The following is an 11,740-nucleotide window of genomic DNA, read 5'->3' as shown; positions in this document are numbered from 1 at the left end:
TGTTGTGTTCGAGTGTATGCCGGGTTTGTCGGGTTGGCAAGAGGTTGTCGAAAGTTTTTTCGGGTGAGTCTTCGTTGGGTTCCAGCGTCGGTTCGGCTCGGTCTCGAGGCTCGGCGCCTGGGGCGCCTCGCACCTCGACCACCGATAGAAGGGCTCGGTCACCGATTCGAGGGCTCGGCCACCGATGGGGTGCGTCGTGATCCCCGGTGGGTAAGTGTCCCGGCAGTGGCAGCGCCGAGGTAGTATTCGCCCATACGTTCGATGCGCATACGCGCCGGATAGAAGGGCTCGACCGATGCGCATCGACAGCGGGACGAGTCGGGAGGCATCGATACTCCACGCCGACCTGGATTCCTTCTATGCCTCCGTCGAGCAGCGTGACGATCCGGCGCTGCGGGGTCGACCGGTCATCGTCGGTGGCGGGGTGGTGTTGGCCGCCAGCTACGAGGCGAAGGCGCGCGGTGTCCGCACGCCGATGCCCGGCCGGGAGGCACGAGCGCTGTGTCCCGATGCGATCGAGGTACGCCCGCGGTTCGAGGCGTACATGGAGGCCAGTCGAGCGGTCTTCGAGATCTTCCGCGACACAACGCCTCTCGTCGAGGGGATCTCCGTGGATGAGGCATTCCTCGATGTGGCCGGTCTCCGGCGTCTCGTCGGCGATCCGGTCGCCATCGCCGAGACCCTGCGGTCCCGCGTACGCACCGAGGTCGGCCTACCGATCACGGTCGGCCTCGCGCGGACGAAGTTCCTCGCCAAGGTGGCAAGCGCCGTCGGCAAGCCGGACGGGCTCCTCGAGGTCGCGCCCGGCAACGAACTGACATTTCTGCACCCGCTCCCGGTCCGCCGACTCTGGGGTGTCGGCCCCGTGACGGAGGCCAAACTGGCCGACGCCGGTGTCACGACGGTCGGCGACATGGCGCGTCTGGGCCAGAAGGCGTTGTGCCACATCGTCGGTCCTGGCGCCGGCCGCCACCTGTTCGCGCTGTCGCTCGCGCAAGACCCGCGGCGTGTCGAGACCGGCAAGCGGCGCAGCTCGATCGGCTCACAGCGGGCCCTCGGCCGCAGGCCCCGGCCCGAGGCCGAGATCGAGGCGACGATCATCGCGATCGTCGAACGGCTCGGCAAGCGACTGCGCGGCGCCGATCGTGTCTGCCGAACCGTGGTGCTGCGCTTGCGTTTCGACGACTTCACCCGCGCCACGCGCTCACGCACACTGCCCGAGGCCACCGACCGCACCCAGGTACTGATGGGTTGTGCCCGGGCGTTGTTCGACGACGCCCTGCCCCTCATCCGGGAACGCGGGTGCACGCTGATCGGGCTGTCGCTGGCCAACCTCGACGACTCCGACTCGCTGCAGATGACCCTGCCCTTCGACGACGATCATCAGCCAGAACTCGACGCCACGATGGACGAACTCCGTAACCGCTTCGGCCGGGACTCCGTCACCCGCGCGGTGCTCGTCGGACGTGACCATGGTGACGACGCCCCGATGCTGCCCGACTGAACCGGACGACACGGTGCGCAAAATGCGCAAAACACGACTTACGAGCACAACAGTGACTGTGATCCGCATTACCCACAGACTCCTCGTGTAGCCGGCGACACCGCAGAGTCGTCGGGAAGCACGGCAGAAAGTTCAGGCAATGTTGGTAGCACTCGGGTTGGCGATGGTCGCCACCTTCATGTTCCTCATCATCACCAAACGCGCGACACCGGTTGTCGCACTGATCCTGGTTCCCGTCGCCTTCGGCCTCTTCGCCGGCGCGGGCCTCGGGATCAGCGACATGATCAAGGACGGCATCAAGGAGCTCGCCCCCACCGCGGCGATGCTGTTCTTCGCGATCATCTTCTTCGGCATCATGATCGACGTCGGCCTGTTCGACCCGATCATCCGCTTCATCGTCCGCATGGTGCGCAACGATCCGGCCCGGCTCGTCGTCGGTACCGCGGTCCTCGCGGCCGTGGTGTCACTCGACGGTGACGGATCGACCACGTTCATCATCCCCACCGCCGCACTGTTGCCGCTGTACCTGAAACTCGGTGTCTCCCCGGTGGTTCTGACCGTCGTCGCCGGCCTGGCCAACGGCACCATGAACATCCTCCCGTGGGGCGGGCCGACAGCCCGTGCGGCCAGTGCGCTCAAGATCGACACCAACGACGTCTTTCTCCCGATGGTTCCCGCGCTCGCGATCGGCATGCTCTTCGTTTTGGCGTTCGCCTACCACCTCGGCGTGCTCGAGCGTCGTCGCATCGGCCGTATGGAAATCAAGGACTCGATGCTGGCCCCGAGCGAGGAACTCGTCCTCGCCGGAGCAGGCGGTGGCAGTGGCACCGACACGCCCACCGGCCGTCGACGCTTCCGCGGTCGCGGAACCAGCAGCGCGGCGACCGGTTCCGGCGCCGGTGGCGACTCGGCCGGCCCCGCCTCGACCGGCGACCTGCCCGCCCAACCCCACGACGATGCTGCCCACGACGACTCCGACGCCACGGCCTCCTTCACCGGCGTGCTCGACCCGAACCGGAAGTCGCTGCGGCCCAAACTGTTCTGGATCAACGCCGCACTCACCGTGGCGCTGCTGGCGATCCTCGGCATGGACGTCGTCGCCATCCCCGTGCTGTTCATGATCTTCGCCGGAATCGCTCTCGCGGTGAACTTCCCGCACATCAAGGACCAGCAGGAGGCCATCACTCGGCACAGCTCGAGCATCGTCTCGGTGGTCGCGATGGTGCTCGCCGCCGCGGTGTTGACCGGCGTGTTCAGCGGAACCGGCATGGTCGACGCGATCGCGCACTGGATGGCCGACGGCATCCCGACCTGGATGGGCCCGCACATGGCCGTGGTCATCGGCGTGCTGTCGATCCCGCTGACCTTCCTGATGTCCAACGACGCCTTCTACTTCGGTGTGCTGCCGGTGCTCTCGGAGACCGCGACCCGCTACGGCATCGACCCCTCCGAAATGGCGCGCGCATCGATCACCGGTCAGACCTTCCACATGCAGAGCCCGCTGGTGCCGGCGATCCTGCTGCTCGTCGCGCTCGCCGGCGTCGGACTGGCCGATCACCACAAGAAGGTGCTGTGGCGTGCGGCGGTGGTCTCGCTGGTGATGCTCCTCGCCGGCTGCCTGTTCGGCGCCATCCCCTTCTGACGATCCCCGACCGGGTCGCCGCAAACAGGATCTCCCTGTCGGCCGATCCCTCCCACGCCTAGGCTGACCGCATGCGATTGCGAACGCAGGTACTGCTCCTGCAACTCGCCGTCATCGCGGTCAGCCTCGGCGTGGGTTTCGGTGTCGTGGTCTACGGATCCGACGACCGGGTCCGCGACGAATACGCCCAACGGGCCCTGGCCATCGCCCAGACCATGGCCGACGATCCCGACGTCGTCGCCTCCGTCGCCGCACATCAGGGCACCGACCTCGACCGAGCCGAACTCGTGAATTCGTCCCTGCAACGCCAGGCGACCGCCGTCGCCCGCAGCACCGGTGCGCTCTTCGTTGTCATCGCCAACGCCGACGGAATCCGGTTGGCCCACCCCGACATCGACGAGGTCGGAGTGCACGTCTCCACCGATCCGTCCCGGGCGCTGTCCGGTCAGATCGACATCACCACCGATCGGGGAACACTCGGCGACTCGGTCCGCGCAAAGGTGCCCATCCTGCAGCCCGGGCTGACCCGTCCGATCGGCCTGGTCAGTCGGCGTCTCGACGCAGAAACTCACCCGGGACACGCGCCGCGACATCCTTGCGACCGGCCTCATCGCTTTGACAGCCCTCGCCGTCGGTGCGGTGGGGTCGGTGCTGCTGGCCCGCCGATGGCGGCGCCTGACCCTCGGTCTGGAGCCCGACGATCTCGCCGAACTGGTGCGTGAGCAACGGGCCGTGCTGCACTCGCTCGATGATGGTGTCCTTGCCGTCGACAGCGCGAACGTGCTGCGGGTCGCCAACGAACGCGCGCGCCGACTGCTGGAGGTGTCCGCGCCGGTGGGCACGCCCGTCGACGCGCTCGGCCTGACGCCCAGGGTGCGTGGTGTGGTCGAAACGCCGACGCCTGAGCCGGTCGCCGCCACCGTCGGGGATCGGATCGTGCTCGTGTCGTCCCATCGGGTCACCGCCGACGGACGTGACCTGGGCATGGTGCTGTCGGTGGTGGATCGCACCGACGTCGAGGAACTCACCCGCGAGGTCGACGCCGTGCGCGCGATGAGTGTGGCCCTGCGCGCGCAACGCCACGAGACCGCGAACCGCATGCATGTGCTCGCGGGATTGCTGCGGCACGACAACGTCGACGAGGCGCGCGCCTACCTCGACGACCTCACCGGACCACACGCCCGCACCGTCGACGGCATAGAGAATGTCGACGAACCGCACCTGCAGGCATTCCTCGAGGCCAAGGCCAGCCACGCGCGCGAGCGGGGTGTGACGCTGCGCCTCGGACCCCAGACGTGGGTGGCGGGCGCGCTCACCGATGCGGTCACGGTCACCGCGGTCGTCGGCAACCTCGTCGACAATGCCATCGACGCCGCGGCCGGCAGCGCCGATGCCGAGGTGGAGGTGGAGCTGTTGACCGATCCGGGCCCCACTGCGGACGACGGTACGACGCATTCGACACTGTTGGTGACGGTGGCCGATTCGGGACCGGGTATCGCCTTCGACGACCCTGCGGAGATCTTCACCGAGGGCGTCACCACCAAGACCGACCCGGCCGTCCCCGGCGGCCGCGGGATGGGCATGTCGATCGTCCGGCAACTCGCGCGGCGAATCGGAGGTGACGTGACCATCGCCGAGCCAGGCGGAACCGGCCGCGGCGGTGCGGTATTCGTGGCCCGTCTACCGGGCGTGATCGAGGAGGGAGGTCAATCATGACTGGCGAGACACCAAGCACCGACGGACACGGGGTGCTGATCGTCGACGACGACTTCCGGGTTGCCGCATTGCATTCTGCGATCGTCACGGCGGTCCACGGATTCCGTGTGGTCGCCCGCGCCGGGACACTGGCGCAGGCGCGTACGGCGCTTGCCGAGCACCCCGACATCGAGCTGGTGTTGCTCGATGTCTATCTGCCCGACGGTTCCGGCATCGACCTGCTTGCTGAATTGCGTTGTGACTGTTTCATCGTCGGCGCCGAGACCGACGCTCGGGCGGTGCGCGCGGCCACCCGCGGGGGTGCGCTGGCCTATCTGATCAAACCCTTCGCCGACACCGAGCTGGCGCGCCGTCTCGCCGGTTACGCGCACTATCGGCGGGTGCTCGACGCGCCTCGGGTCGATCAGACCCAGGTCGATGCGGCGTTGTCGGGCCTGCGGTTCGGGACGGCGCCCGCCGAGCGGTCCTCGGGCGCCTCGCCGACCGAGCAGCGGATCCTCGAATTGTTCGACGACACCGACGAGGGATTGTTCGCCGACCAGGTCTCCGACGCCATCGGCATCTCGGCGGCCACCGCCCGCCGGCACCTCGCGGCGCTGGTGTCGGCGGGACGGTTGGTCATGTCATTGCAGTACGGCGGCACCGGACGTCCACGGCAGGAGTATCGCACGCCGCGCACCTGATCAGCTCGTTTGCAACCTCACACACGCGATGATGGCTTCGTGCGAAGGTTTCGGGAGTCGAGTGCGTTGTCGGCGTTTCAGATGTCGGACGCCCCGCTGGACACGGCGGGTGCGCTACGAGCACTCGCGGCGGGCGGCACCCTCCTGATACTCGGTGTGGTGCTCGGCGACTGGGCCAGGGTGGGGGTCGCCTATCTCGGCGCCGCGTGTTCGGTGGCGTTCGTCCTCGGCAACAGTTACCGCGTCCGGTTCACCGTGCTCGTGGCGGCGTCTGCGGGTGCCGCGGTGGGGATCGTCGTCGGTGGCTCGACGACCGGCCACGGTGCGCTGCCGATCATCGTCGTCGCGGTGGCGGCCGCAGCGGTGTCGGGGCTGATCGGCGTGCTCGGGCCCGGCGGACCCGCCTTCGGGATGATGCTCAGTATCGGGGTCGCTTACGGCCAGTTCGGTGGTTCGAGTCTGGCCCCGGTGCATCAGGCGGTCTGGTATCTGGTCGGCGCACTGGTGGTCGGCGTGGCCCACTTCGCCGAGTGGCCGTTCCGGGCCGGCATCCGACGACGACCTCCGCTCGCCACGACGACCGATACACAGTCGCGCTCGATTCGGGACGATGCGGTACGGGTAAGCAACAGGATGCGCACCCCGGCAGCGGTCCACAACAGTGCTCGGACGGCGCTGTGCCTCGGTGTCGCCACCGCGATCACGGTCGCCGTACACGCACCTGAGCACGGGTTCTGGTTGCCACTGACAGTGGCCGTCATCGTCCGGCCCGAGTACGGATCGGTGGTCGGGCGAACGGTGAACCGGGTGGCGGGCACGGTGATCGGTGCCGCGGTGGCCGCCGGCGTGGTCGCGATCTGGCCCAGCGGCATCGTGGTCGCGGTGGCGGCGTCGGTCGGGTTGGCCTTCGCCGTGCTCACCGGACCCAAGTTGTACGGGCTCCGAGTCGTCGGCATCACCCTCTCGGCACTGCTGTCCGCGTCGGTGGGTGCCCCGGATGCCCTCGGCCCGGAGATCCGGCTGCTCGACACCCTCGCCGGCGCGGCGATCGCCGTCGTCTTCGGTTACGTGATCTGGGCAGGCAGCAAGGACGAGGCGTGACACGACGCCGCAGCCCCGGCCACGAAGACTTGACCTTGACACAGTGACAAGGTGTTGAGTCGATGGGGAAAGGAGGTGGTGTGCCATGTCGCACACAGTCGAATGGCAAGCACTCGAGCACCCCGACCAGTCGGTACGTCTGCGCGCAGCGATGGCGGTGGGTACGGCCGGAGCCGATCTCGACGCCGAGGAGGTGACGGACCGTCTGATCGCGCGGAGTGCGATCGAGCCGGACTTCTTCGTCCGCGACATGCTGACGTGGGCGCTGTGCCGCCAGCCCGCCGACGTCACGGTGCCGCAGCTGATCAAGGAGCTCGACTCCGACGTCGCCCAGGCGAGAAGCCAAGCACTGCATACCCTTTCGAAGATCGGGGATGGCAGGGCATGGCCGTTCGTGTCGACCATGCTGCATGAGGACGACGACGAGGTGGCGCGAACCGCGTGGCGTGCGGCCGTCGCGCTCGTGCCCGCCGACGCCGTCGACAGCCTCGCCGCGGATCTGGCCACCGAGTTCGGACGCCGCACCGACGAGGTGCGCCGGAGTCTGAGCCGGGCTCTCATCGGGCTCGGACAGCCCGGGCGCGACGTCGCGCAGGCGCGGCTGACGCATCCGGTCGCCGCCGTCGCCGACCACGCCGCGGCAACGATCCGGTTGTTCGACGATCCCGACTCGGGGTTCGCCGATGCTCATCGGTGAACTCGCCCGCCGTTCGGGGGTCTCCACCCGCATGCTGCGTCACTACGACCGGCTCGGGCTGGTGACCCCCACCGGGCGGACATCGGGCGGCTATCGCGAGTACTCCGACGCCGACGTTCGCCGGTTGTTCGAGGTGGAGAGTCTGCGCACGTTGGGCCTCACTCTGCCGGAGGTCGGTGCTGCGCTCGACGAGGCGGCCTACGAGCCGATGCAGGTAGTGGAGGACCTCATCGACCGCACTCGGGACCGGATCGCCGCCGAGCAGGAGCTGCTGGCCCGACTGCAGCGCGTCGCCGCCACCGCGCCCACGCAGTGGGCCGACGTGCTCGACGCGGTCGCGATGCTGCGCGCGTTGCAGTCACCATCGGGCGCCCAACGCATCCGGGCCGCACTCAGTGGCGACGACACCCGTCCACCCGTCGCAGAGTTGGCGAAAGCGGCTCTGGCCGAGCGTGATCCGAATGTGTTCGGGGCACTACGGTGGTCGTTGGCGCGTGCCGGTGACGCCGCACTCGACCACCTCGCCGACGGCCTGGCCGCAGCCGATCCGCGGGTACGTCTGCGCGCCGTCGAGGCCGTCACCGCCATCGACTCCGAGCGGACCGCCACGATCCTTCTGCCCGCACTCGCCGATGCCGACGACGACGTGCGCGATCGTGCCGCGACGGCGCTGGCCGCGCGTGGTTCGGCGGAGTCGATCGACCCGCTGGTCTCGATGATCGTCGCCGGGCGGCGCGACGTCGAGGCCGCCGAGTACCTTGGTGCCCTCGCCGAGCGAGGAGGCTCGGGCCGCGTCCTGGCCCGGCTCCGTCCTCATCTCGACGCCGCCGATCCGGCCGTGCGATTGCGAATTGTCCAGGCACTCGCCGAGATTCCCGGCGTGGACGGGCAGCGTCTGCTGGAAGAGATGACCACCGATGACGACCCCACCGTCGTGGCCACGGCCACCGCGGTGCTGCGCGCCAGGGAGGTGGACACAAGGGTTATCGGTCGGTGACCACCCGGTGACCGAATGGGTCGCGTCTCGGCGTTTTGTCGTTTCCGGCTGACGCGGATCGCTCCCGGCACGTATGAATGGAAGAGGAACTGCGGAAATCACCCAACGCCCGTGAGAGGCCCCACGATGTCCCACAGCACCGGAATTGCCCACCGTCCCCAGGACGAAAGCAGCTACGACGACGCCGACATCGACGCAGACCTGCGCTGGTGGGCTGCCGCCAACTACCTCAACATCGCGCAGATCTACTTGCAGGACAACGTTTTACTGACCGAACCGCTGACCGTCGACCACATCAAACCGCGGTTGCTCGGCCATTGGGGCACCAGCCCGGGATTGTCGGCGATTTACACGGTGCTCAACCGAATCATCAACGACACCGGGTCGGAATGGTTGTATATCACCGGACCCGGGCATGGCGGTCCGGCATTGGTGGCCAATACCTATCTCGAGGGCACCTATACCGAGATCTATCCGCACATTTCCCTCGACGCCGCCGGCGTACGCGCGCTGTGCAGGCAGTTCTCGACACCCGGTGGCATCCCCAGTCACGTCAGCGTGCAGACGCCGGGCAGCATCCACGAGGGCGGAGAGCTCGGTTACGCGCTCGTGCACGCCGCAGGCGCGGCCTACGACCATCCCGACCTGATCGTCGCCGCGGTGGTCGGTGACGGTGAGGCCGAAACGGGTCCGTTGTCGGGGTCGTGGAAGATACCTGCCTTCCTCAACCCGGCCCGCGACGGTGCGGTCCTGCCGATCCTGCATCTCAACGGGGCGAAGATCGCCGGGCCCACCGTCCTCGGTCGCAGCACCGACGCCGAGATCAGCGATTATCTCAGTGGGCAGGGTTGGCGTCCGGTGTTCGTGGAGGGCGACGACCCGCGGGAGGTGTTCCCCGCCTTGCACACGGCGCTGGTGGACTCCTATCGCACGATCCGGGAGATCCAGGCCGCCGCGCGCGGCGACGGCCCGCGCCCGGACACCGCATGGCCGGCGATCGTGTTGCGGACGCCGAAGGGCTGGACCGGCCCGAAGTTCGTGGACGGCAAGAAGATCGAGGGCACGCACTGGGCGCATCAGGTGCCGCTGTCGGGGGTCCGGGAGAACCCGGAACATCTGGCGATCCTCTCCGACTGGCTACGGTCCTACAAGCCCGAGGAGCTGTTCGACGAGGACGGCGGCGTCGTCGACTCCATCCGCGCGCTCGCGCCGAAGGGTGATCTGCGGATGGGCGCCACCCCGTACGCCAACGGGGGCCGGCTGCTCCGCCCCCTGCGTCTGCCGCCGATCTCGTCCTACGCCCTCGACATCGAGTCGCCGGGCGTGGTCCTGCACGAGACCACGCGCGTGCTCGGCGAGTTCATGCGCGAAATCTACCGGGAGAACGGGACTCCCGACGACGGCGGCAACTTCCGGTTGTTCTGCCCGGACGAGACGTCGAGCAACCGCCTCGGTGCCGTCTTCGAGGCCACCGACCGGTGCTGGCAGCTCCCGACCACCGAGTTCGACGACGGGCTCTCGGCGTCCGGGCGGGTGATGGAGGTTCTCAGCGAGCACCTGTGCCAGGGCTGGCTCGAGGGCTACACGTTGTCGGGGCGGCACGGATTGTTCGCGACCTACGAGGCGTTCGCCATGGTGAGCGCGTCGATGGTCGTGCAACACACCAAGTGGCTCCAACACGCCGCCGAACTCCCGTGGCGCGAGCCGGTCGCCTCGCTCAACATCCTGCTGACGTCCACGTGCTGGCGCAACGACCACAACGGCTTCTCCCATCAGGGTCCCGGGCTCATCGACCTGGTGTTGCCGCTGTCGCCGGGGGTCGTGCGGGTGTGGTTGCCGCCGGACTCCAACTCGCTGTTGTCGATCGCCGATCACTGCTTCCGCAGCCGCGATCACGTCAACGTTCTCGTCGTCGACAAACAGCCGCATCTGCAATACCTGACCCTCGATGAGGCCAACGAGCAGGCCGCCGCGGGCGCCTCGATCTGGGAGTGGGCCGGCACCGAGTCCGCCGACGACGGGTTCGACGACGCCGCACCGCCCGACGTGGTGCTCGCCGCCGCCGGGGACGTCCCGACCCCGGAGATCCTCGCGGCCGCACAACTGCTCCGCGAGTGGGTGCCCTACCTGCGCACACGGGTGGTCAACGTGATGGACCTGATGGTGCTGCTGCCGCAGAACGATCATCCGCACGGCTTGTCCGAGGAGAAGTTCATCGACCTGTTCACCCGCGACACCGACGTCGTCTTCGCCTTCCACGGCTACCCGCGCGCGGTACATCAGCTCGTGCACGGCCGCACTCATCCCGGGCGGTTCCACGTCCGCGGATTCTCCGAACAGGGCACCACGACAACACCGTTCGACATGGTGGTGCTCAACAAGATGAGTCGCTATCACCTGGTTCTCGAGGCGCTGCGCCGCTCGCGACGCGCCCCGGAGAAGGGCGGCGAACTCGCCGAGTACTGCCGCACGCAACTGGCCCGGCACGCCGACTACGTGCGCGAGCACTTCGAAGACCTCCCCGAGGTCCGGGACTGGACCTGGAGCTGATCCGGGGCGTGCCCTCTTCGGAAACGGCAACGGCACCCGGCGAACGTCTCGCCGGGTGCCGTTGCCCGTCATTGGATCCGAGCGTCAGTGGATCAGAAAGTCACTCGATCAGATCGTCACTGGATCAGAACTCGGTCCACAAGGTCAGCGGCTTGGGCAGTGTCTTGTTGTACGACACCCAGACTCGGCCGTTGGGGTGGCTCGCCGCCTCCCTCACCATCGCCTGGGCGCTGGTGTAGACGACGTAGCCCTTACCCGGGACGTAGAACGTCTTGTACCGGGAGTCGCGGTCCGGGTTGGCGTACCAGTACGGGCGCAGCTGCGGGGTGTCGAAGATCGACTCGACGCCGCTGGCCGCGATCTGCTTGGTTTCGGCGGGGGTGAAGCCCACCCACACACGTGTCGGTGTGTCCTGAACGTCAGCCGCACTCGCGTGCCCGCCCCCGATGAGTAGCAGCCCGGTCACGGCAGCCAGTGCCACCAGTAGGCCCACAAGTTTCTTGTGCACGTCAACAACCTCCCCTTGTCGCCAGTACTCACGGCGTGAGTACAACTGATTGAAAATTGAACATAGCAAACTCTACGCAATCTCGCAGAGTTGCGCGTCCGACGACCCGGCAACTTGTCGTGCGCGGGCCCGCTACAGTTGTCAGCCATGACGACGCACGTGGATGCCACCAGCCCGGATCTGATCACCGTGGACGTGCCGACGCACTGGTACAACCTGGCAGCCGAGCTCGACGAGCCGATCCCGCCGCACCTGCACCCGGGCACCAAGGAGCCGGTCGGTCCCGACGATCTCGCCGCGCTCTTCCCGGCAGGGCTGATCGCTCAAGAGGTGTCGACCGAG

At 67.9% G+C, this 11,740-nt stretch carries 8 protein-coding genes and 2 pseudogenes; 9 read left to right on the top strand and 1 reads right to left on the bottom strand.

Annotated elements, in window-relative coordinates; all coding sequences use genetic code 11:
- Positions 1 to 295: 295 nt before the first annotated feature.
- The 8 genes and pseudogenes from dinB (at position 296) to B1964_RS26225 (ending at position 10,890) form a co-directional block, all read left to right on the top strand.
- A complete protein-coding gene (gene dinB / locus B1964_RS26260) occupies positions 296 to 1,504 on the top strand; it encodes a DNA polymerase IV (protein WP_079931900.1) in 1,209 nt (402 codons plus the stop codon).
- 139 nt (positions 1,505 to 1,643) lie between these two features.
- The gene (locus B1964_RS26255; protein ID WP_079931899.1) at positions 1,644 to 3,146 is read left to right on the top strand and encodes an SLC13 family permease; all 1,503 of its coding nucleotides are present in this window, start codon (positions 1,644 to 1,646) and stop codon (positions 3,144 to 3,146) included.
- 71 nt (positions 3,147 to 3,217) lie between these two features.
- A pseudogene (locus tag B1964_RS26250) lies at positions 3,218 to 4,862 on the top strand (sensor histidine kinase).
- Positions 4,859 to 5,545 carry a response regulator gene (locus tag B1964_RS26245; RefSeq protein ID WP_079931898.1) on the top strand — a complete coding sequence of 229 codons (687 nt, stop codon included), beginning with the start codon at positions 4,859 to 4,861 and terminating at the stop codon, positions 5,543 to 5,545. The pseudogene B1964_RS26250 and the gene B1964_RS26245 overlap by 4 nt, the downstream one beginning before the upstream one ends.
- Before the next feature lie 39 nt (positions 5,546 to 5,584).
- Positions 5,585 to 6,646, top strand: coding sequence for an FUSC family protein (locus B1964_RS26240; protein ID WP_139765882.1), 1,062 nt, complete (start codon positions 5,585 to 5,587; stop codon positions 6,644 to 6,646).
- An 85-nt stretch (positions 6,647 to 6,731) separates the two neighbouring features.
- Positions 6,732 to 7,343, top strand: a complete 612-nt coding sequence (locus B1964_RS26235) for a HEAT repeat domain-containing protein (RefSeq protein WP_079931896.1) — start codon at positions 6,732 to 6,734, stop codon at positions 7,341 to 7,343.
- Positions 7,330 to 8,340, top strand: a complete 1,011-nt coding sequence (locus tag B1964_RS26230) for a MerR family transcriptional regulator (protein WP_079931895.1) — start codon at positions 7,330 to 7,332, stop codon at positions 8,338 to 8,340. The genes B1964_RS26235 and B1964_RS26230 overlap by 14 nt, the downstream gene beginning before the upstream one ends.
- Before the next feature lie 126 nt (positions 8,341 to 8,466).
- Positions 8,467 to 10,890, top strand: coding sequence for a phosphoketolase (locus B1964_RS26225; protein ID WP_079931894.1), 2,424 nt, complete (start codon positions 8,467 to 8,469; stop codon positions 10,888 to 10,890).
- 124 nt (positions 10,891 to 11,014) lie between these two features.
- Here B1964_RS26225 and B1964_RS26220 read toward each other — a convergent pair whose 3' ends face one another.
- Positions 11,015 to 11,398, bottom strand: coding sequence for a hypothetical protein (locus tag B1964_RS26220; protein ID WP_079931893.1), 384 nt, complete (start codon positions 11,396 to 11,398; stop codon positions 11,015 to 11,017).
- A gap of 147 nt (positions 11,399 to 11,545) precedes the next feature.
- On the opposite strand from B1964_RS26220, the pseudogene B1964_RS26215 reads away from it, so the two are divergent.
- Positions 11,546 to 11,740 (top strand): annotated as a pseudogene (locus tag B1964_RS26215) (TrpB-like pyridoxal-phosphate dependent enzyme); the annotation flags it as partial.

Origin of the sequence: Gordonia sp. i37, assembly GCF_002043085.1 — a bacterium.
In the GTDB taxonomy this organism is placed as follows: Bacteria; Actinomycetota; Actinomycetes; order Mycobacteriales; family Mycobacteriaceae; genus Gordonia; species Gordonia polyisoprenivorans.
Note: the sequence above shows the minus strand (reverse complement) of the source record. Positions and strands in the feature narration are given on the sequence as shown.